The sequence below is a fragment of the Streptomyces sp. NPDC037401 genome (assembly GCF_055602345.1).
Genome location: NZ_JBVJWO010000058.1, coordinates 9,443 through 30,372 on the forward strand (window position 1 = coordinate 9,443; position 20,930 = coordinate 30,372).

20 protein-coding genes and 1 tRNA gene are annotated in these 20,930 nt (G+C 72.4%); 15 read left to right on the forward strand and 6 right to left on the reverse strand.

Going from position 1 to position 20,930, the window contains the following annotated elements; translation table 11 throughout:
- The 3 genes from ACZ7H1_RS35985 to ACZ7H1_RS35995 all read right to left on the reverse strand — a co-directional run.
- A partial coding sequence (locus tag ACZ7H1_RS35985; protein ID WP_470792554.1) for a hypothetical protein occupies positions 1-1,137 on the reverse strand: 1,137 nt, incomplete at its 3' end.
- A 133-nt stretch (positions 1,138-1,270) separates the two neighbouring features.
- Complete coding sequence (locus ACZ7H1_RS35990; RefSeq protein WP_470792586.1) at positions 1,271-1,468, reverse strand: LuxR C-terminal-related transcriptional regulator; 198 nt, start codon at positions 1,466-1,468, stop codon at positions 1,271-1,273.
- A gap of 27 nt (positions 1,469-1,495) precedes the next feature.
- The gene (locus ACZ7H1_RS35995) at positions 1,496-2,341 is read right to left on the reverse strand and encodes a hypothetical protein (RefSeq protein ID WP_470792556.1); all 846 of its coding nucleotides are present in this window, start codon (positions 2,339-2,341) and stop codon (positions 1,496-1,498) included.
- A gap of 219 nt (positions 2,342-2,560) precedes the next feature.
- On the opposite strand from ACZ7H1_RS35995, the gene ACZ7H1_RS36000 reads away from it, so the two are divergent.
- The 7 genes from ACZ7H1_RS36000 to ACZ7H1_RS36030 all read left to right on the forward strand — a co-directional run bounded on the left by ACZ7H1_RS36000 (position 2,561) and on the right by ACZ7H1_RS36030 (position 10,012).
- Positions 2,561-3,841 (forward strand): ATP-grasp domain-containing protein, encoded by a 1,281-nt coding sequence (locus ACZ7H1_RS36000; protein ID WP_470792557.1) that lies wholly within the window; start codon positions 2,561-2,563, stop codon positions 3,839-3,841.
- A gap of 1 nt (position 3,842) precedes the next feature.
- Entirely contained in the window at positions 3,843-5,072 is a 1,230-nt protein-coding gene (locus ACZ7H1_RS36005) for an MFS transporter (protein ID WP_470792559.1), read from the forward strand.
- A gap of 66 nt (positions 5,073-5,138) precedes the next feature.
- The gene (locus tag ACZ7H1_RS36010; RefSeq protein WP_470792560.1) at positions 5,139-6,461 is read left to right on the forward strand and encodes an ATP-grasp domain-containing protein; all 1,323 of its coding nucleotides are present in this window, start codon (positions 5,139-5,141) and stop codon (positions 6,459-6,461) included.
- Entirely contained in the window at positions 6,458-7,768 is a 1,311-nt protein-coding gene (locus tag ACZ7H1_RS36015) for an ATP-grasp domain-containing protein (protein WP_470792562.1), read from the forward strand. Before ACZ7H1_RS36010 ends, ACZ7H1_RS36015 begins: the two co-directional genes overlap by 4 nt.
- A 112-nt stretch (positions 7,769-7,880) precedes the next feature.
- Entirely contained in the window at positions 7,881-8,597 is a 717-nt protein-coding gene (locus ACZ7H1_RS36020; protein ID WP_470792564.1) for a 2OG-Fe dioxygenase family protein, read from the forward strand.
- Positions 8,598-8,684: 87 nt separating this feature from the next.
- Entirely contained in the window at positions 8,685-9,125 is a 441-nt protein-coding gene (locus ACZ7H1_RS36025) for a PPOX class F420-dependent oxidoreductase (RefSeq protein ID WP_470792566.1), read from the forward strand.
- Positions 9,126-9,223: 98 nt separating this feature from the next.
- Positions 9,224-10,012 carry an alpha/beta fold hydrolase gene (locus ACZ7H1_RS36030; protein WP_470792568.1) on the forward strand — a complete coding sequence of 263 codons (789 nt, stop codon included), beginning with the start codon at positions 9,224-9,226 and terminating at the stop codon, positions 10,010-10,012.
- 40 nt (positions 10,013-10,052) lie between these two features.
- On the opposite strand, the gene ACZ7H1_RS36035 is transcribed toward ACZ7H1_RS36030, so the two are convergent.
- Together ACZ7H1_RS36035 and ACZ7H1_RS36040 are read right to left on the reverse strand one after the other, a co-directional pair.
- Positions 10,053-10,721 carry a histone deacetylase gene (locus tag ACZ7H1_RS36035; RefSeq protein WP_470792569.1) on the reverse strand — a complete coding sequence of 223 codons (669 nt, stop codon included), beginning with the start codon at positions 10,719-10,721 and terminating at the stop codon, positions 10,053-10,055.
- 151 nt (positions 10,722-10,872) lie between these two features.
- A tRNA-Arg gene (locus ACZ7H1_RS36040) sits at positions 10,873-10,945 on the reverse strand.
- A 292-nt stretch (positions 10,946-11,237) separates the two neighbouring features.
- Here ACZ7H1_RS36040 and ACZ7H1_RS36045 point away from each other — a divergent pair.
- From ACZ7H1_RS36045 to ACZ7H1_RS36075, 7 genes are all read left to right on the forward strand, one after another.
- Positions 11,238-12,860 (forward strand): dynamin family protein, encoded by a 1,623-nt coding sequence (locus ACZ7H1_RS36045; protein ID WP_470792571.1) that lies wholly within the window; start codon positions 11,238-11,240, stop codon positions 12,858-12,860.
- Positions 12,861-12,864: 4 nt separating this feature from the next.
- Entirely contained in the window at positions 12,865-14,718 is a 1,854-nt protein-coding gene (locus ACZ7H1_RS36050) for a GTPase (RefSeq protein WP_470792572.1), read from the forward strand.
- A gap of 153 nt (positions 14,719-14,871) precedes the next feature.
- On the forward strand, positions 14,872-15,276 hold the full coding sequence (locus ACZ7H1_RS36055) for a single-stranded DNA-binding protein (RefSeq protein WP_470792573.1): 405 nt from the start codon (positions 14,872-14,874) through the stop codon (positions 15,274-15,276).
- Positions 15,277-15,497: 221 nt separating this feature from the next.
- The gene (locus ACZ7H1_RS36060) at positions 15,498-16,610 is read left to right on the forward strand and encodes a TQXA domain-containing protein (RefSeq protein ID WP_470792575.1); all 1,113 of its coding nucleotides are present in this window, start codon (positions 15,498-15,500) and stop codon (positions 16,608-16,610) included.
- A gap of 102 nt (positions 16,611-16,712) precedes the next feature.
- Entirely contained in the window at positions 16,713-18,377 is a 1,665-nt protein-coding gene (gene ettA / locus ACZ7H1_RS36065) for an energy-dependent translational throttle protein EttA (protein ID WP_470792577.1), read from the forward strand.
- Between the two features lie 2 nt (positions 18,378-18,379).
- Positions 18,380-18,829 (forward strand): acyl-CoA thioesterase, encoded by a 450-nt coding sequence (locus ACZ7H1_RS36070; protein WP_470792579.1) that lies wholly within the window; start codon positions 18,380-18,382, stop codon positions 18,827-18,829.
- Positions 18,826-19,533, forward strand: a complete 708-nt coding sequence (locus tag ACZ7H1_RS36075) for a DUF8010 domain-containing protein (protein WP_470792581.1) — start codon at positions 18,826-18,828, stop codon at positions 19,531-19,533. The genes ACZ7H1_RS36070 and ACZ7H1_RS36075 overlap by 4 nt, the downstream gene beginning before the upstream one ends.
- A gap of 29 nt (positions 19,534-19,562) precedes the next feature.
- Here ACZ7H1_RS36075 and ACZ7H1_RS36080 read toward each other — a convergent pair whose 3' ends face one another.
- Positions 19,563-19,967: a globin gene (locus ACZ7H1_RS36080; protein ID WP_470792583.1), complete on the reverse strand. Its 405-nt coding sequence runs from the start codon at positions 19,965-19,967 to the stop codon at positions 19,563-19,565.
- A 111-nt stretch (positions 19,968-20,078) separates the two neighbouring features.
- On the opposite strand from ACZ7H1_RS36080, the gene ACZ7H1_RS36085 reads away from it, so the two are divergent.
- Positions 20,079-20,930 (forward strand): methyltransferase domain-containing protein (locus ACZ7H1_RS36085; protein WP_470792585.1); only part of this gene is annotated, 852 nt, incomplete at its 3' end.

The window sequence follows — 20,930 nt, forward strand, 5'->3', positions numbered from 1 at the left end:
GACGGAGACTCGGGTGCTTCTGAAACCCGACAGGGGGCCTCCCGACGCCGCCCCCATACCCCCCCCCCCCCCCCCCCCCCCGCGGGGGGGGGGGTCGTCCCCCCCCCCCCCCCCCCCCCCCCCCCCGTCCGCCGTGTGCGCCTCCGTGTCCGCCGGGCCCGCGTCGAACACACCGGATCCGGCCAGCTGCCCCAGCCGGTAGCCCAGCTGGAACCGCGTCTCGGCCTTCAGCTCGGTCTTCAGCTTCGCCAGGTGCGAGGCGTACGCGCGGGTGCTCAGCCCGATCCGCTTCGCGATGGCGTTGTCGCTGTCGCCGTGGATCAGGCACCGGATGATCGTCTCCCGCAGCACCCCGCTGAGCTGGCTCGATTCGTTCGGGGTCCGCGACCCCTGGAACGGCTTCGCCCGCTGCCAGTTGCGCTCGAAGACCTCGGCGAGGAAGCGCACCACGGCCGGCTCCCGCACCACGACGGCCTGGTCCCGCTCGGTGTCCGCAGGGATGAAGGCCAGGCTCCGGTCGACGATGATCAACCGGTCGAAGAATTCGTCCAGCGTGCGTACCTGGGCGCCGAGCGAGGTCATCTCGGTGACGTACTCCCGGGTGGGCCCGTCGTGCCAGGCGGTGTGCTGGTAGAGCGTGCGCACCTCCACCCCGCGGTCCAGCAGGCCGGCGGTCTGCCGGCGGATCGTCTCCAGCGTGGCCTTCGGCCGCCCGCCGCCCGGCTGCGCGGTGAAGAGCTCCTTGGAACACTGCTGCACGGACTCGTTGACGATGGCGCTGATCGCGGCCTTGCCCTCGATACGGACGATCGGCTCCCCGCCCGAGGCTCCCGAGCCCCGCCGCGACTCGGCTATCAGCGGCCGCAGCAGGTCCGTCAGGCTGCGCGCCTCCTCCAGCATCATCAGGGCGGTCGAGCGCAGCTGCGCACCGAGCCGCGCCTCCACGATGCCGGGGTCGACGGCGGTCACCTGGGCGGGCGAGGCGGAATCGGCGCTCGCCATCCCCATGGCGAGGAGCTCCTGAAGGGTCTCGTGGTCTTCGGTGAGTCCCGGGAAGCCGTCCGTGCGGAGCAGGTCGACATAGGCCGCCCGCGCTTTATGGCTGGGAACAGTCGTTTTTGGCTTGTGTGGATGCATGGCCGACTCCGTTGAGAGCAATGGTCATCACACGGGGAGCGGGCCGAGTGTAGCCCGCGGACCTGTGTGCCACGAGGGCTTTTGGGATACTCAACATGGCTGAAACAAACGGGTGTTATCCGCGGCGATAACCCTACTCCCCTTCCTCCGCGTCGAGTTGGAGCCCAAGCCGGTGAACTTTGTATCCCGCCTGGAATCGGCTCTCCGCGCCCAGTTCGTCCGTGATTTCCTTCACGTAGCGGCGGAAAGTCCGTGAGGCGATCCCCAGCCGCTTGGCGATCACCTCGTCCTTGAGCCCCGCGGCCATCAGCCGCAGGATCGTGAGCCGCAGCGCCTCGGCCGGCTGCTGGTCCTCCGCCTACCGGGCGTCGAAGGGCCGGCCGGACTCCCACAGGTTCTCGAACATCCGGTACAGGAAGCCGACGACGGTGGGGTCCGTCACGATCGAGGCCCCCTGGGGCCGCCCGGCCGCCCGCGGCTGCGGCACGAAGGCCGTCTCGCGGTCGAAGATGATGATGCGGTCGAACGCCTCGGCCGTGGTCCGGATCAGGGCGCCGGCCGCCGACACCGCACGTACGTACGTCTGCGTCGTCAGGCTCGCCCGCGCCGTGTGCTGGTACAGCGTGCGCAGCTGCACCCCGCGCTCCAGCATCCCCAGGCTCTCCGCGACGATCCCGCGCAGCGTGTCCGGGTTGCGGCCGCCGCCGGGCTGGATGCTGACCATCTCCTGCGTGCACAGCCGCGTCATCATGGACAGCTCCCGGCGGACGTCGGCGGCGTCGTCGAAGGAGCGCACCCCGCCGGACGGCAGCTCCCGGCGCGAGCGCAGCGTGTTCTCCGTGAACAGGGGCGCCAGCGGCCGGAGTTCGGTGTGGATCCGGGCCAGTACCCGCTGCCGCCGCTGGATCTCCTCCTCCAGGGGGGCGCGGGCCGTCATCTCGGCTATCGCCGGGTCCGCCGGTATCAAGCCGTTGCCGTTGCCCTTTCCGTCGCCCTCTGCCAGCAGCAGGCCCAGGTCCAGTAGGTTGTCCCGCGCTCCGGCGAACTGCTCGGCGGACAGGCCGAGTTCGGTGGCCGCCGCGTCCGCCGCGGCCGCGTCGGGGTGCCGCAGGGAGCCGTTGCGCAGGATCCAGGCGTAGACGGCCGGCGCGTGCGGGGCGAGCAGAGCCGCGTCCGCCTGGTGGTCTGTCCCTGAACGATCCATTTGTCCGAGAGCCTCTTCCGGTCTGGCCGCCTTAGGACACCGAGTATCTCTCCACCCGGGCCGCACCGGCTGTCAGAGTCTTCCTATCGCGCTGAACGGCGTGGCCCGGAAGGAAAAGGCCACGGCTTCCCACGCCTCCCGCGGCGCCACGCCGGTTTCCGGATTTCCACGGCCACGCCGGCTTCGGCAGTTATCACGGCTTTCCCAAAGGGGTGAACCATGCGCAGAATCGCCTTCCTGCGTTCCATTGAGATCCAGCAGACAAAACCTTTTCTGAAGGCCCTTGAAGGCCGTTTCCAGCAGGCCGGGATCGAGGCCAGGCTCTTCTACACGGACGGCGAATGCGGCCCGGACGACTTCCCGGGGACTTCGGAGAAGATACCCGGCGACATCTCGCCCGCCGAGCTCGCCAAGAAGGTCATCGACTGGGGCGCCGACGGTGTCGTCTCCCTGTCCATAGCCGACGAGAACGCCCTGCGTGACGCGGTGGTCAAGCGCAAGCTGGAGACCGTCGGCATCCCCGTCGTCGCCCACAGCCTCGCCGCGACCAGCCTGACCGCGAACAAATGGGAGACCAAGCGGCTGCTGGAGGACTACGGATTCGACACCCCGCCCGGCGTGCTCGTCGACAGTGACGTCCTGGCCGGCCGCGGGCTGCTCATCCCGGCCTATCTCGACTCCGTCCTGATCCAGGTCGCCGACATGGGCTACCCGCTCATCAGCAAGCCGCTCTGGGACTGCATGGGCGCCGGCATGGTCTCCATCGCCGACGAGAATTCCCTCGAACAGCACCTCGCGCAGTCGCACAACGGAAATTTCATCCTGGAGCGCTGCGTCTCCGGAGAGATCTGCTCCGTCGAGGTCGTCGGCGCCCGCGGGCAGTACGTGGTCCAGCCGGTGGTCTGGCAGGGCCCCGCGGAGCTCGGCCCGGTGTTCAACTTCGGCCGCCTGCGCTACGTGGCCCCCCGCGAGCCCCACGACCAGGCCTTCGCGCCGGTCGCCGAGAAGCTGAAGCAGGTGGCCCGCGACCTCGAACTCGAAGGCGCCGTCGGCCTGGACATGATCTACGAGGACGGCCGCTACCAGATCCTGGAGATCAACCCCCGGGTCACCGGCACGACCACCCCCTGCATCGCGTCCACCGACTTCAACACGTACGACTGCCTGGTCTCGATCCTCGACGGCAGCTGGCCCGACGCGGCCGACCCCGGCCGGGGCCTGAAGCGGGTCTGCCTGCAGTTCCCGGTCCGCGAGCTCTCCCCGGAGTTCGTGCGCGACGTCCTCGAGGAGCTCGACGTCGTACGGACCCAGACGCTCACCATCGACGGGGTCGAGCACCCCAACATGATCATCACCTGCGAACTCGACGACCGTCCCGACCTGCCCGCCAAGCTCGAATCGCTCTGGCAGCGGCACGAGTTCACGGACCGGTCCTTCCTGCGGCAGATCGCCGTGGCCATCGGGGTCGCCGACGCCGACACCAAGGACGGGAACGACTGACATGCGTATGGACGGCTATCGAAGGGTCGTGGCCCTGCCGGGCATCGGCCCCCTCATGCTCCTGGGCTTCTTCGCGAAGATCGCCGTCGTGGCGATCCCCGTGGTGATGAACCTGGGCGTCGTCTTCGGCCTCGACCGGGGCTTCGGCGCCGCGGGCTTCGTCATCGCGCTGTGGACCGTCGGCGTGGCCGTCGGCGGACCCCTCCAGGGCAAGCTGATGGACCGGTACGGCGTGCGCCCCGTGCTGGCCGCCACGGTCGCCGGCCAGGCGCTGTTCTGGGGATTCGGCCCGAGCATGCCGTACGGCGTCCTGGCCGTCAGCGCCGTCGCCTGCGGGCTCCTGAACCTGCCCGGCTTCTCCATCGTGCGCCTGCGGCTCGCCGTCGCCATCCCCGAAGAGCAGAGGCACACCGCCTTCGCCCTGGACGCCATGACGTCCAACATCTCGTACATGGTGGGCCCGGCGCTCGGCGTCACCATCGCCACCGCCATCTCCAGCGACGTGTCCATGCGAGGCCTCGGCGTGGTCGTCGTCGCCGCCGGGCTGGGGCTGTGGCTGCTGAACCCGCAGGTGCGCGACACCGCCCCGGGTGCCGACGCGGCCGGCGGCAAGCCCCCGCGGGTCACCTTCCGCGCGTGGTTCCGGCCCGCGCTCGTCCCGGTGCTGATGGCCACCACCGCCACCACGCTGGCCACCGCGGGCTACGAAGTCGCGATCGTCGGCGGGCTGCGCGAGGCGGGCCAGGTCGAATGGTCCGGCCTGGTCCTGAGCGTCTGCGGACTGTGCTCCCTGGTCGGAGCCCTCCTCTACGGCACGCTGAAGAACCCGCCGTCCTTCGCCGTCATCTCCGGCCTCGTGGGTCTCACCACCCTCGTCGGCGGCGTCGCCACCGGCGACTGGCGCTGGCTCTGCCTCGCCATGGTGCTGCCGGCGGCCCTGTGCTCGCCGTCCTTCGCGGCGACCGCCAGCGCGGCCAGCGGCCTGGCCCCGGCAGGCGCCCGCGGCGTGGTCATGGGCTGCTACAGCGCCGCCCTGACCCTCGGCAACAGCATCGGCGCCCCCCTGTCCGGTTCCGTCCAGGACGCCACCAGCCCGATGTGGGCCTTCGTCGCCATCGGCCTCTCCGGCGCCGCGCTCTCCGCCCTCGCCCTCGCGGGCAACGCCTGGCTGGCCAAGGCGCCCGCCGCGGAGGCCCCGGCACCCAAGCGGCTGGCCGACGCCTCGGCCTGACCGCCCGTACGCCTCCCGCACGAGGCACCGACCCCTCATGCCTTCGAACACGGCAAGGAGCTTCCCGTGACCACCGACTCCACCGAAATCACCGACTCCAACGAGATCACCGGACCCGCCGGGGCTGCGGACGCCGCCCAGGGGTACGTCGTCATCGTCGACGCCTTCGCCACCTCGCGGTTCTTCCCCCCGGAGTTCGCCTCCGCCGGGTACGCCTGCGTCCGCGTCCAGAGCACCGCCGAGGTGCCCCCGGCCTTCGCCGGCGGACTGGACCTCGGGCTGTACGAGGACAACATCGTCCACCTGGGCGACTTCGACGCCACCGTGAAGGCGACGCAGGCCTACCGGCCCGTGGCCGTCTTCGCGGGCAGCGAGTTCGGCGTGGAGTTCGCCGACCGGCTGAGCGAGGCCATGGGACTGCCGACCAACGGCACCGCGCTCAGCGCCGCCCGCCGCGACAAGTTCACGATGATCGAGACCATCAAGGCCGCCGGCGTGCGCGGCGCCCGGCAGATCCGCGCCACCAGCGCCGAAGAGCTCGCCCGCTGGCACGAGGAGCTGGGCAAGCGGATCGTCGTCAAGCCCCTCAAGAGCGCCGGCAACGACGGCGTCCGCTTCTGCGCGACCCCGGAGGACAGCGCTGCCGCCTTCCGCGAGCTGACCGGCGCGGAGAACCTCTTCTCCGAGGTCAACGACGGCGTCGTCGCCCAGGAGCACCTCTTCGGCGGCGAGTACATGGTCAACACCGTCAGCCGCGACGGCCGCCACCACGTCACCGACGTCATCGCCACCTCCCGCATCTCGGCGAACGGCGTCCACGACATCAGCAACTCCGTCCACCTGATGCCCCGCCGCGGCGAGGTGCAGGACCTGCTCGTCCCGTACGCCTTCGAGGTCCTCGACGCCCTCGGCGTGCGCCACGGCCCCTCCCACATCGAGCTGAAGCTCACCGCCGAGGGTCCCGTCCTCATCGAGATGGGCGCCCGGATCTGCGGCGGCGACCTCCCGCACTACGTGCAGCTGGCGACCGGCGAGTCCCCCTTCGACTGGACCGTCGAGGCGTACGTCCGGCCCGAGCGCTTCGCCGAGCGGTACGAGGAGGAGTACCGGATCGAGCGGTACTTCGCCTCCGTCGGCCTGGTGGCCCCGAAGGCCGGCACGCTCAAGTCCCTGCGCAAGCTCGCGGAGATCGAGTCGCTGGAGAGCTTCCAGGGCCTGTCGCAGTTCGTCCCCGTGGGCGGCACGGTCGTCCCCACGGTCAACGACCTCACGTACGTCGGCTTCGTCCGCCTCTTCCACGAGACCGAAGAGGTCGTCATGCGCGACATCAACACCATCCACTACCTCGACGGCGACGGCATGTACGAGCTCGTGGAGGAGGAGGCGTGAACCCCCTGACCGGCAGTGGCCCCCTCCAGCCCCACATCGTCGTACTCAACCGCTGGCGCGAGCAGTACGCCGACTACGCCGCCTATCTGGACCACGGCACCCACCACGTCTCGTACATCACCACCGAGGTCGGACTGCCCTCCGTGCCCGGGACGGCCGGCGACGTCCTGGTCGTGCCCCGCACGGACGACCTGGAGGCCGTACGGGCCGCCCTGCGGGTGCTGGCGGTACGGCACGGGCGCCCCGAGCGGATCGTCGCCCTCAAGGAGGACGACCTGCTGATCGCGGCGGCGCTGCGCGAGGAGTGGGACTGCCCGGGACAGCGCGTCGAGGACCTCGCCCGCTTCCGGGACAAGTACCTGATGGCCACCGTTGTCGCGGACGCCGGCCTCGACCTGCCGGAGTTCGCGCTCGCCACCGACGAGGCGGCCGTGGTGCGGTTCGCCGGTAAGCACGGCTGGCCGGTCGTCGTGAAGCCGGTGATGGGCAGTTCGAGCGAGGGCGTGGTCCGCCTCGACGGCCCCGACGGCCTGTCCGCCCTCCGGCTCGACGCGACGACGATGATGGTCCAGAGCTTCCACCCGGGCCGCATCTACCACGTCGACGGGGTGTTCACGGGCACCGAGATCCTCCACTGGAGCGCCTCCCGCTACGTCAACACCTGCCTGGGTTTCCGCTCCGGCGACTTCCTCGGCTCGGTCGAGGAGGACGACCCGGCCGTCAACCGCGCCATCGGCGAGAGCGCGGTCCGCTACCTCGCGGCCCTGTCCGACGGCCCGCTCGTCTTCCACCTGGAGCTGTTCGTCGACTCTTCCTCCGGCACCCCCCGGTGCAGCTTCCTGGAGGTGGGGGCGCGCGTCGGCGGCGCCGAAATCCCCTTCGTCTGGCGCGAGATCCACGGCTACGACCTCATGGACGCGGCGTTCCAGCTCCAGCTCGGGCGCCCGGTCCCGCCCGGCCCCTCGCGGCAGAGCGGCGAGTACGGGGGCTACCTGCTCGTCCCCGCCCCCGGAGAGCGGCCCTGCCGGATCACCGAGGTCACCTCCATGGTCGGCGGCACCCCCGGCCCGTACGCCGAGGCGCTGCTCCGGGTCGGCGAGGTGCTGCCCCTGGCCGACGCGTACTACGAGCACGTCGGCGGGCGGTTCCGCTTCCGCGGCGCCGACAGCCGCGCGGTCGAGGAGGCGCTGACCGCCACCGCGGCCGGGTTCCGCGTCGCCGGGGTCCCGGCCGACGGGCCGGACCAGGCACCCCGGGAACCCCACGAGCACGAGCACGATGCGCTGCTGGCCTCGGGCCGGGCGTGACGCCCGCGGCGGCCCTTCCCGGTCCTGCCGACCCGCCCGCACCTGCGGCACCTTCCGTGATCCGCACCGCGATCCGCACCCGGTCCACCACGTGAGAAGAGGAGTACTTCCCATGCCTGTCGCCACGCTCACCTCGGCCGTCATCGCCCCGCCGACGCCGTTCCGCCACTCGTCCCCGTCCCTGCTGGGGGACGCGCTGTCCCGCTGCGACGAATGGGAACTCAAGGAGTTCATAGGTTCCTGGGAGGACCTGCCCGTCGACGCCTACCTGAAGGACGGGGCGTCGTTCCGCCAGCGAAGGTACGGCCGGTTCCGGCTGGCCAACGACCAGCTGGTGCCCGCGGGCCCGGTCGTGTTCGAGCAGTCGGCCGAGGTGAACTCCCTGTTCGGCGGCGTGGAGCGGCACTTCGAGCCGCTGCGTGCGGACGTGGAGTCCTCCGGGGTGCTGCGGGAGCTCGTCCTCGCCTTCCTGGACAACCTGCCCGGGGAGTTCGACCGCTCCCGCGGGGCGGTGGGCGTCCACCAGATCCGCATCATCGCCGGACGCGACGAGGCCGGACTGCCGGCGCCGGAGGGCATCCACGAGGACGGCCACCACTTCGTGGCCCAGGTCCTGATCAACCGCGAGGGCGTCAGCGGCGGCGAGTCCCAGCTCTACGACCGGGAGAAGAAGCCGATCTTCCGTACGACGCTGCTCGACGCCTTCGAGTCGATCGTGATCGACGACCGGCGGGTGTTCCACGGGGTGTCGGCGGTCACGCCCGCCGACGGCGTCACCGTGGGCATCCGCGACATGATGCTGATCGACTTCTTCCCCGAGACCGACTGACCGCGCTGCGGCCGGGGCCCCGCGGACCGCCGCGGGGGTCTCGGCCGCCACCCCGTGACGAAGGGACGGGAGCTCCCCATGCAGTCCATGTCCGAGACCGAATGGCGCGCGTTCGTGCTGTCCGGCACGCGCACGGCGAAGCTGGCCACCCACCGCAAGGACGGCCGCCCGCACGTGACGCCGGTCTGGTTCCTCCTGGCCGAGTCCGCCGACGCCGGGACGGTCCGCACCGAAGTGGTCTTCACGACCTGGCACGAGTCGCTGAAGGCGGCGGCGCTGCACCGCGAGCCCCGCTTCGCGCTCTGCATCGACGACCAGGAACCGCCGTACGCCTACGTGATGCTGGAGTGCACGGCGCGCTTCACGCAGGACCCGCTGGAGCTGCGGGAGTGGGCGACGCGGATCGGCGCCCGCTACATGGGCGCCGCGCTGGCCGGGCAGTACGGCGAACGCAACTCCGTGCCGGGCGAGTTCCTGGTCCGCGCCACCGTCGACCGCGTCCTCGCCTACCGGGGGATCGCGGACTGATCACCGGGCCGCGTACACCCGTCCGTGGCTAGGCTGTTGACACTTCGGTGCCATCGCTTTCATCGCTTTCATCGGTTCCCGACTCAGGAGTTCAGACTGTGCGTACCGCCGCCGTGACGCCCGAGGGCGACCAGATCCGCTGGGTGGAGCTGCCGGGGGTGCCGGAGGCGGCGCAGCTGCCCGCCCGCGTCTACGTGCACGGCCTGGGCTCCACCGCGCCGGCCTACTTCGCCGAGACGGCGGTCCACCCCCTGCTGGCGGGCCGCCGCTCGCTCCTGATCGACCTGCTCGGCCACGGCATCAGCGACCGGCCCGAGGGCTTCGACTACACCCTCGAATCGCACGCCGACGCGCTCGCCGCCGCCCTGACCGCGGCGGACGTCGAGGGCGCCGAGCTGGTGGCGCACAGCATGGGCGGCTCGATCGCCGTGGTCCTGGCCGCCCGCCACCCCCGCCTGGTCTCGCGGCTGGTGCTGGTCGACGCCAACCTCGACCCGGTCGCGCCCGAGCGCGGGGCGATCGGCAGCAGCGGGATCGCGGCCTGGTCCGAGGAGGAGTTCCTGGCCGGCGGCTGGGAGGAGGTGCGCGAACAGGCCGGTGCCCACTGGTGGTCCACGATGCGCCTGGCGGGCCTGACGGCCCTGCACCGCAGCGCCGTCCACCTCACCCGCGCCACCGTCCCCACGATGCGCGAACTGCTCCTGGACCTGAAGGTCCCCCGGACGTACCTGCTCCCCGAGGCCGACGGCCCGCTGGCCGGTACGGACGAACTGACCCGCGCGGGCGTGACGGTGGTCCGCATCCCCGAATGCGGCCACAACATCATGCTCGACAACCCGCAGGCCTTCGCCCGCGCCACGTCCGAGGCACTGGCGAAGCCGGCGTAGGGCCGGGGCGGCCGCCCGGAGGACCGCCCGACGGCGGCGGTCAGCCGAAATCGGCGGCCAGGAGCTCGGAGATCCCGTCCGCGGTCCACGTCCCCGCGGCGCCGGGGCAGCCCGCCAGATAGCCGGCGATGTCGCCCTTCTCCCAGGGGCCCGAGTCCAGCAGCCCGCCGGCCAGGTACTTCAGGTACGGGGCGGACGGGGCGACCGGCTCGACGTCCTCCAGTGCCCACGGGGCCGTGAAGGTCAGCACCGGGATGCCGTCGATCGTGCCGGGGCAGATCAGGGTCTCGTACCGCCCGGGCCCCAACTCGTCGCGCCCCGACCGCAGTGCGGTGTCCAGGTCCAGGTCCGCCCCCGGCTCCCGGTACATCTCCTGGGCCGCGATGTCGGACATCTGTCCGACGGTGACGAGGTGGGCCCGCCCGCGCATGCGACCCGGAGCGCCCGGGTCGTAGAACCCACGCCCGCCGGTCCACACCGGCGACTCGGTCGCGAAGTAGAGGCACCCGTCGAGCTCGACGGCGACCGACCGCTCGGGCGCCCGGTGGTCCCGGCACCCGGGATAGCTCCGGCTCGCCCCGGCGGGCGTCCCGCCCGCGATGTACGCGGCCAGCCGGTCCATGTGCATGTTGGACCCGTAAGAGGCGTACCAGACCCGCTCCGACGCCGTCAGCCCCGGCGTACGGGGCACTGCGGTGTGCACGCTCACGGACGACCCCTCCCGGCCCTGCCGTTCGACCACCAGCCGGCCGTCCGGCCCTTACGTCGCATCTACGTCACCCTCGCTAGGGTGCCCTGACCTGCGCAAAAGCCCTCCGGCCCGGATGGGCGGAGGGCTTGCAGGGCCAGGCTGAAAAGAGTGCCCCCGGCAGGACTCGAACCTGCGGCCAAGTGCTTAGAAGGCACCTGCTCTATCCACTGAGCTACGGGGGCCGGAAGGTGACCGTGGGCCGGGTCAAGGATAGGGCTCCGGTTGCCTTGTCCCGGTTGCTTCACCCGCGTGCCACGATGTGGAGGTTCGGTGAAGCGGTCCCGATAATCGCAGGCAGGTGCGATTCTCGCACCGCTTTTGCGCTGTCGCGCCCCTGGTGTTGTGCACTCGTTATGCCTGCGCCCCAGTCGTCCGTTCTGTCCCGCGTGTCCGTCCGGGGTGGCGATCGGCGCGCAGAGGGCCTATAAGCTTCAAAAAGCATCCAAAATTGGGCATTCTTCACATGTGGTGACCTTGGATGTTCGGCCCCAGCTGCTCGATGCCCTCTCCGCCCTGCGCGACCGGGTCGCCTCCGTGCGTCTGCCGCTGCCCCTTCCCGGCGCCCCCCGCGCCCGTCAGACCAGAGCCGAGCTGCTCGCGCAGCTCGACGACTACCTCGTACCCCGGCTGAAGGCCCCGGAGGCGCCGCTCCTCGCGGTCGTCGGCGGCTCCACCGGGGCCGGGAAGTCCACCCTCGTCAACTCCCTCGTCGGACGGCAGGTCAGCGAGGCCGGGGTGCTGCGGCCCACGACGCGGACGCCCGTACTCGTCTGCCACCCCGACGACCACCACTGGTTCGCCGGGATGCGCGTGCTCCCCGACCTCATGCGCGTCTGGCTGCCCCAGGACGAGGGGGAGTCGGACCCCCTCGAGGTCTGTGTCCCCGAGCGCGGGCCCGCCGGAGACGCCGCCGACGGCGAGACCCGCGAACTGCGCATCGAGACCGTCAGCTCCCTGCCCCGCGGACTCGCCATCCTCGACGCCCCCGACATCGACTCCCTCGTCGTGGAGAACCGCACCCTCGCCGCCGAACTCATCTGCGCCGCCGACGTCTGGGTCATGGTCACGACCGCCTCCCGGTACGCCGACGCCGTCCCCTGGCACCTGCTGCGCACCGCCAAGGGGTACAAGGCGACCCTGATCATCGTCCTCGACCGGGTGCCCCACCAGGTGCTGGCCGAGGTCTCACGGCAGTACGGCGCGCTCCTGACGCGCGCCGGCCTGGGGGACGTACCGCGCTTCACCGTCCCCGAACTGCCCGAGTCCACCGGCGGCGGCGGACTGCTGCCCGCCAGCGCGGTCGCCCCGCTGGCCGCCTGGCTGATCCACCACGCCCAGGACCCCGCCGCCCGCCAGCAGGCCGTCGGCCGTACCGCCCTGGGCGCCCTGGACTCCCTCGGCCGCCGGATGCCCGAACTCGCCTCCGCCGTCGCCGCCCAGCACGCCGCGGCCGTACGGCTCACCGCCGCCGTCGAGGACGCCTACCAGCGCGAGGGCAAGCGGGTGCGGGCCCGGCTCGACCAGGGCGCCGTACTCGCCGGAGACGCCCTCACCCGCTGGCGCGGCTACCCCCTCGACACCACCCCCGACGAACTCCTCGACTCCCTCGCGGAGAGCCTGACCGCGCTCCTCCAGTGCGCCGTCGCCGCCGCCGACGAGCGGATCACCGCCGCCTGGCGGCGCGAACCCGCCTCCGCCGCGGTCCCGCTGCCCGTCCCCGACCGCGAGGCGGGCGAGCGCATCGGCGTCTCCGTGCGCCGCTGGCGGCGCGTGCTCGAAGAGCTCGCCGAGGCCGAGGTCGTCCAGCTCGACCGGCCCAACTGCCCCGACGCGGACGCCGTCGCCGCCCTCCTCGTCGCGGCCCTGCTCGGCGGGAAGCGGGCCCGCGCCGCCGGTGAACGCCTCGCCGAACGCATCGGCGCCCAGGCCGCACTGCGGCTGCGCGACCGCGGCAGCGACCTCGTCGGCACCCACCTCGACCAAGTGCTGAAGGCCGAGCGCGACCGCCGCCTCGCCCCCCTCGACGCCCTCGAAGTGACCCCGGAACCCCAGGCAGAGCTGATCGCCGCGCTGTCCCTGCTGAAGAAGGAGAGGTGAAGCGGTGACCGCACTGACCGACCAGCCCGAGCACAACCGCTCCCGCTGGGACGACGGGCTCATCGCCCGGCGCATGGGCGCCGGCGGTCCGGGCGCAGGAGGTGACGCGGGAATGGACGGTACGGGTGACACGGCGGGCATGGGCATCGGCACGGGTATGGACGACATGGACAGCGAGACGCACGCCCTCGTACGCGCCGTCTCAGGCGCCGGACCCACCGCCCCCGCCCCCGCCCCGCAGTCCAGCCCCCAGAGCCGGGCCCTGCGCGTCCGCCTCGACGCCCTGCGCCAGCTCGTCGGCCTCTCCCGCACCCGCCTCGACGGGAAGACCCTCGCCGAGGCCGGACGTGTGCTCGACGAGGCCGCAGCGCGCCGCGGCCTCTCCGCGCGGCACACCGTCGTCGCGGTCGCCGGGGCCACCGGAAGCGGCAAGTCCACGCTGTTCAACGCCCTCGCGGAAGTGCAGATCTCCGAGACCGGGCTGCGCCGTCCCACCACCTCCGCCCCCATCGCCTGCAGCTGGTCCGACGGCGCGGCCGGACTCCTCGACCGGCTGGAGATCCCCGGTCGGCTGCGCCGCCGCCCGCGCGACGCGGCGAACACCGACGAGGCCATGCGCGGACTCGTCCTGATCGACCTGCCCGACCACGACTCGGCCGTCACCACCCACCGCGAGCACGTGGACCGCGTCCTCGGCCTCGTCGACGCCGTCATCTGGGTGGTCGACCCGGAGAAGTACGCGGACGCCGTCCTGCACGAGCGGTACCTGCGGCCCCTCGCCGGACACGCCGAGATCACCTTCGTCGTCCTCAACCAGGTGGACCGGCTGCCCGGCGAGGCCGCCGACCAGGTCCTCGACGACCTGCGGCGGCTGCTCGACGAGGACGGCATGGCACTGGGGGAGCACGGCGAGCCCGGCGCACTGGTCCTCGGGCTCTCCGCCCTCACCGGCGAAGGAGTCGGCGAACTGCGCGACCTCCTCGCCTGTTTCACCGAGGAACGCGGCGCCGCCACCCGGCGGCTGTCCGCCGACGTCGACCGCGCCGCCATGCGGCTGCGCCCCCTCTACGTCGCCGACGGGCGGCCCGAGATCGGCGAGGCCGCCCGCGCCGAGTTCGAGGACCGCCTGGCGGAGGCCGTCGGGGCCCACGCCGCCGGACTCGCGGCGGAACGGGCCTGGCGGCGCAACGCCGGGAAGGCCTGCGGCACGCCCTGGCTGCGGCTGTGGCGCTGGTACGAGAGCCGCCGCTCGCCCCAGCGGATCGCCCAGCTCCTCACCCGCGGAACCACCCTGACCGAACCGCCTCCCGAGGAGGAGGTGACCGCGCGCCAGCGCGTCGAGCAGGCCGTGCGCACGGTCGCCGACGAAGCCGCCGCCGGCCTGCCCGAACCCTGGGCGCTCGCGGTCCGGGAGACCGCCGTGCGGGGCGCGGACCGGCTGCCGGAGATGCTCGACGAACTGGCCGTGACCGCCGGGGTGCCGGCCGGCAAGCCGCCGCGGCCCGCCTGGTGGCCGGCCGCCGTGTTCGCCCAGGCCTCCATGACGCTCCTTCAGATCTACGGCGGGCTGTGGCTGGTCGGCCAGATCGTCGGCGTCCTCGAACCCGGACTGACCGTGCCGGTGCTGCTGATGGTCGCCGGGATCGTCGGCGGGCCGCTGGTCGAGTGGACCTGCTCGGTGGCCGCCCGAGGACCGGCCCGCAGGTACGGGCAGGAGGCCGAGCGGAGGCTGCGGCAGGCTGCGGCCGGGTGCGGGCGGGGCAAGGTGCTGGAGCCGGTCGCGGCGGAACTGCTGCGCTACAGCGAGGTGCGGGAGCAGTACGCGACGGTGGCCAAGTTGTCCACAACGGGCCGGTAGTCCACAGGCCCGAGCGGGTTCCCGGCGTCCGGAGCAGCATGGTCACGAGCCCCGGCAACGGCCGGGGCCCGGCCGGTACTACGGCCATGGACGCGGACGCGGACGCGGATGCGGATGCGGATGCGGGACCGCGGGACACGGGGGGCGACGGGGATGAACGAAACACTGGTGACGCTGGTGGGCTGGGCGGCCACGCGGGTCGACTACCGGGAGGCGGGGACGGGGGCGGTGGCCCGGTTCCGGATGGCGGTGACACCGCGCTACTGGAACCGGCAGCAGGACGTGTGGGCCGACGGGCCCACCAGCTTCTACACCGTCTGGGCGAAACGCACCCTGGCCGCCAACCTCGCCGGTTCGGTCTCCGTGGGCGAACCGCTCGTGGTGCACGGGAGGCTGCGGGTGCGCGACGAGGAGGCGGCGGAGGGCAAGCGCTGGTTCTCCGCCGATGTGGACGCCCTCACCGTCGGTCACGACCTGAGCCGCGGGACCGCCGCCTTCAGACGGGTGGTGAAGGCCGAGCCGGCACTGACAGAACCTCAGAAGGCGGCGGTGGGCTGAGTGTTCGAGAGCGCTAGGATTCCCCGGTACTCATGGGCACGTGGGTCTTTGGCCCGAAGGGGAAGACTGTGTCTGCTGCCGTTCCCGCGGTTCCTGCTGCTGTTCCTGCCGTTGCACCTTCCACGGCTCCTCCCGCCGCTCCTGCGGCCACTCCTCGCCAGGGGAGTGCTGCCGCTCCCGGCCCGCGCCCTGCCCTGCGCGGGGCCGGCCGGCCGGTCGCCGTGGCCCTGCTCACCGCGGCACTCGCCGGCCCGGCGGGCAGCGCCGCGGCCCTGGGGGCGCCGGACCGCCCCGGCACGAGCGCCGTGCTCGACGGGCTGCGGACCTCCGGGCAGGCCGTGCTGCGCAGCCCCGCCGGTGCACAGCGCATCCCGGCCGGGCTGTACGAGATGCGCGTGGACGGCGGCGGCACCCTCCAGACCTACGGCCTCGGGCTGACGAGCCCCGCCCAGCGCGAGACCCGGTACACCGAGTCGCCCTGGTCGGCGAGCCCGCTGGCGGGCAACCGGGACGCGGGCCGGATCCGGTGGATCCTCCAGCACTCGTACCCGCAGCTGAACGACCTGGCCGGGCTGGCGCGGGCGGCCGGGGCGGGGACGCTGACCGCCGAGACCGCTGCCGCCGGGACCCAGGTGGCGATCTGGCGGATCGCCGACAAGGTGGCCGTCGAGGCGGCCGACCCGGCTGCCGAGAAGCTGGCCGACCACCTCCAGAAGGAGGCGGAGCGGCTCGCCGAGCCCCCCGCCTCGCTGAGCCTCCAGCCGGGCGCGGTCGCGGGCCGGGCGGGGAGCCTGCTGGGTCCGGTCACCGTACGGACCGGTGCACAGAGCGTGACGGTCACCCCGGACGCGGCTGCCGCGGCCCGCGGGGTCCGGATCGTCGACAAGGACGGCGAGCCCGTGACGGAGGCGGCCAACGGCACCCGGCTGTGGTTCGTCGTCCCGGCGGGCACGGCCGAGGGCACCGCCTCGGTCACCGTGCAGGGCGCCGCGGGCGTCCCGGTGGGCCGCGTGTTCACCGGCGGCTCCGGGGACCAGGCGCAGGTCGTCGCGGGATCGAGCGAGTCGGTCACCGCGGCCACGGCCACGGCCGTGTGGGCGCCGACCAGGGCGGCCCGGACCTTCGCCGGACCGGGCGTGGCGGAGCTTCCCGCCCCCGCCGCGGCCCGGGAGACCGCCGGGGAGTCCGACGACCTCCTCGCCGACAGTGGCAGCTCCAGTGCCACCCCGGTGATCGCGGCCCTGGCCGTGGGCCTGGTGGTACTGGGCGCCGGCGCCGTCCTCGCCCTGCGCAAACGCCCCTCGGACCTCCCCTCGGACGGCCCCGGCCACTGACCGCGTTCCGCGGGGCCCGGACCATACGCGTTTCCCCCGGGGTGTGGACGTCAGGCAAGATGGGGTGTATCTGCCCACCATCGATCTGCCGGACGGTTTCTCTTGGCTGAGTTCATCTACACCATGCGCAAGACGCGCAAGGCGCACGGCGACAAGGTGATCCTCGACGACGTGTTCCTGAACTTCCTGCCCGGCGCGAAGATCGGTGTGGTCGGCCCGAACGGCGCTGGTAAGTCCACCGTTCTCAAGATCATGGCGGGCATCGAGCAGCCGTCCAACGGCGACGCCTTCCTGTCCCCGGGCTACACCGTCGGCATCCTCATGCAGGAGCCCAAGCTCGACGAGTCCAAGACCGTCCTCGAGAACGTCGAGGACGGCGTCGGCGAGATCAAGGGCAAGCTCAACCGGTTCAACGCGATCGCCGAGGAAATGGCGACGAACTACACCGACGAGCTCATGGAGGAGATGGGCAAGCTCCAGGAGGACCTGGACCACGCCAACGCCTGGGACCTCGACGCCCAGCTGGAGCAGGCCATGGACGCCCTGGGCTGCCCGCCCGGCGACTGGCCGGTCACCACCCTCTCCGGTGGTGAGAAGCGCCGCGTGGCCCTCTGCAAGCTGCTGCTGGAAGCCCCCGACCTGCTGCTCCTCGACGAGCCCACCAACCACCTCGACGCCGAGTCGGTGAACTGGCTGGAGCAGCACCTCGCCCAGTACAAGGGCGCCGTCGTGGCCGTCACCCACGACCGCTACTTCCTCGACAACGTCGCCGAGTGGATCCTCGAGCTCGACCGCGGCCGCGCCCACCCGTACGAGGGCAACTACTCCACGTACCTGGAGAAGAAGTCCGAGCGCCTCAAGGTCGAGGGCAAGAAGGACGAGAAGCGCCAGAAGCGCCTCAAGGAAGAGCTGGAGTGGGTCCGCTCCAACGCCAAGGGCCGCCAGGCCAAGTCCAAGGCCCGTCTCGCTCGCTACGAGGAGATGGCCGCCGAGGCCGACAAGATGCGGAAGCTGGACTTCGAGGAGATCCAGATCCCGCCGGGCCCGCGTCTGGGCTCGATCGTGGTCGAGGTCAACAACCTCACCAAGGCGTTCGGTGAGAAGGTCCTCATCGACGACCTGTCCTTCACCCTGCCGCGCAACGGCATCGTGGGCATCATCGGCCCGAACGGCGCCGGCAAGACCACGCTCTTCAAGATGATCCAGGGCCTCGAGAAGCCGGACTCCGGCGAGATCAAGGTCGGCGAGACCGTCAAGATCAGCTACGTGGACCAGGGCCGCGCCAACATCGACCCCAAGAAGACCCTCTGGGCGGTCGTGTCGGACGAGCTGGACTACATCAACGTCGGCCAGGTCGAGATGCCGTCCCGCGCCTACGTCTCGGCGTTCGGCTTCAAGGGCCCGGACCAGCAGAAGCCGGCCGGCGTGCTCTCCGGTGGTGAGCGCAACCGCCTGAACCTCGCGCTCACCCTCAAGCAGGGCGGCAACCTGCTCCTCCTCGACGAGCCGACGAACGACCTCGACGTCGAGACCCTGTCCTCGCTGGAGAACGCCCTGCTGGAGTTCCCCGGTGCGGCCGTGGTCGTCTCCCACGACCGCTGGTTCCTGGACCGAGTCGCCACGCACATCCTGGCGTACGAGGGCGACTCGAAGTGGTTCTGGTTCGAGGGCAACTTCGAGTCCTACGAAAAGAACAAGATCGAGCGCCTCGGCCCGGACGCCACCCGTCCGCACCGTGCGACGTACAAGAAGCTGACGCGAGGCTGAGCATGGCCCGTCACATCTACCGGTGCCCCCTGCGCTGGTCGGACATGGATGCCTTCGGGCACGTCAACAACGTCGTCTTCCTCCGCTACCTGGAAGAGGCGCGTATCGACTTCATGTTCCGGCTGGCGCCGGGGGAGGGGAGCGAGTCCTTCACGGGCGGGTCCGTCGTGGCCCGGCACGAGATCGACTACAAGCTGCCCCTCCTGCACCGCCACGAGCCGGTCCTCATCGAGTCCTGGGTGACCCGCATAGGCGCCGCGTCCCTGACCATCGGCTACGAGGTCAAGGACGAGGCGACCGAGGACCAGCCCGAGAAGGTCTACGTCCGCGCGTCCACGGTCGTCGTGCCGTACAACCTCGCGGAGGGCCGCCCCCGGCGCATCACCACCGAGGAGCGGTACTTCCTGGAGAAGTACCTCGACACCCCGGCCGAAGGGCCGCTCGCCGCATGACGTCACTGCGCTTCGCCGATTCCGGGGAGGCGGCGGACCTCGCCGCCTTCCTGGGCCGGCTCGTGCACTACGACCGCGCCGCCGCCGTCCGCCTGCAGGCCGGCGGCGGCGCGCTCGCGGTCTTCGGCCGGCCGCCGTCCTTCGAGGTGCTGGCCATCCGCACGGCCCGGCTCGCCGAAGCCGTGACCCTGGACCGCACCGTCTCGGCCGGCGAGCTGCTCGAATCGGTCGCCGACGCTGCCGAGGCCTCCGGCACGGCCGCCGTGCCCGCGGCCGTCACCGGCCCGCCGTGGGCCGGCCTGCTCCCGCCGCGCGGCGGCTGGCAGCAGCTGCCCGGACTTCCCGGCCCCGACGCCATGCGCGCCGCGGTCGCCGCCGCAGTGGCGGAGTTCCGGGCCCGGGACGAAGCCCTGCCGGCCGAGGCGCGCACCCGCGCCGAACGCGACCGGATCGGCCGCGAGATCTGGTCCCGCACCCTCGGCGAGACGGAGCTGCCGCTGCGCGTCGTGCACGCGGCGCAGTCGCTGGGCTTCCTGCGGCCGGTACGGGCCACCGTGGCCGCTCAGGGCCCCGCGCCCGGCGCCCCCGAGCCCGTGGCGCTGCTGGGCTCGGGCTCCTGGCTGCGCCTGCGCACCCCGTACGGCTCCGTGGCCACCCGGCGCTCCGGCGGCGGCCTGGGCGCGCTCCAGGTCCGCCCCGTCTGACGTCGCGGTCGCTTGACCGCGCGGGTCGCTCAGCCGGCCGCGTTGATCATCGAGGCGGCGGCGTAGGTCATGTAGCGCCACAGCTGCTGCTCGTGCTCCGGCGCGAGGCCGAGCTCGTCCACGGCGTCGCGCATGTGCTTCAGCCAGGCGTCGTGGGCCGCCTGGTCCACGACGAAGGGCGCGTGCCGCATCCGCAGCCGCGGGTGGCCCCGGTTCTCGCTGTAGGTGGTCGGACCGCCCCAGTACTGGATGAGGAACAGGGTGAAGCGCTCCTCGGCCGGGCCGAGGTCCTCCTCCGGGTACATGGGACGCAGCAGCGGGTCCTGGGCGACCCCCTGGTAGAAGCGCCGGACCAGGCGCCGGAACGTCTCCTCGCCGCCGACCTGCTCGTAGAAGGTCTGCTCCTGAAGTGTGCCCCGCGGAATCTCATTCACCCGACCATCGTCTCAGACACCCGGACGGAGTACCCGGGACCTAGGACTTCCACCCGCGCCGGACCGCGCGCAGCGTTCGCCTCAGCCGCGGGCGGGCAGGACAGTGGACCCATGGGTGCACGCAGCACACGGACCGGGGCGCGGGACCTGCGCGCGACGGCGCACGCCGCCCAGGTGCAGGAGCTGACCGCCGAGGGGGTGCTGTCCGACCCCGCCTGGCGGGCGGCGTTCGCGGCGGTGCCCCGGCACGTCTTCGTCCCGTACTTCTACGTGGGGCGCGGCGCCGGGTACGAGCGGCTCTGGGGCGAGGACCCCGACCCGGCCCGGCAGGCGCGCTGGCTGCGCGGGGTGTATGCGGACACTCCGCTCGCCACCCGGATGCGCGACGGGGAGCTGGTCTCCTCCAGCAGCCAGCCCTCGCTGATGGCCAGGATGCTCGTCGCGCTCGACGTCCGGGACGGCGACGCGGTCCTGGAGATCGGCGCGGGTACGGGCTACAACGCCGCCCTGCTGTGCCACCGGCTCGGCGACGACCTGGTCACCACCGTCGACCTGGACCCGGAGATCACCGAGTCGGCGCGGGCCCATCTCGCCCTGCTGGGCCACCACCCGGCCGTGGTCACCGGCGACGGGGCGGCCGGCTGCCCGTCCCGGGCGCCCTTCGACCGGATCATCGCCACCTGCACCCTGCCGCTGATCCCGGTGGCGTGGCTGGCCCAGTGCCGGCCCGGGGCGCGGATCCTCGCGCCGCTGTCGACGGGACTGATCGCCCTGCGGGTGCGGGACGCGGAGTTCGCGGAGGGCCGTTTCCTGCACACGGCGGCGTACTTCGTACCGCTGCGGGGGGGGGGGGGGGGGGGGGGGGGGGGGGGGGGGGGAGGGGCGGGGGGGGGGGGGGGGTGGGGGGGGGGGAGGGGGGGGGGGGGGGGGTTGGGGGGGGGGGGGTGGGGGGTAGGTGCTGTT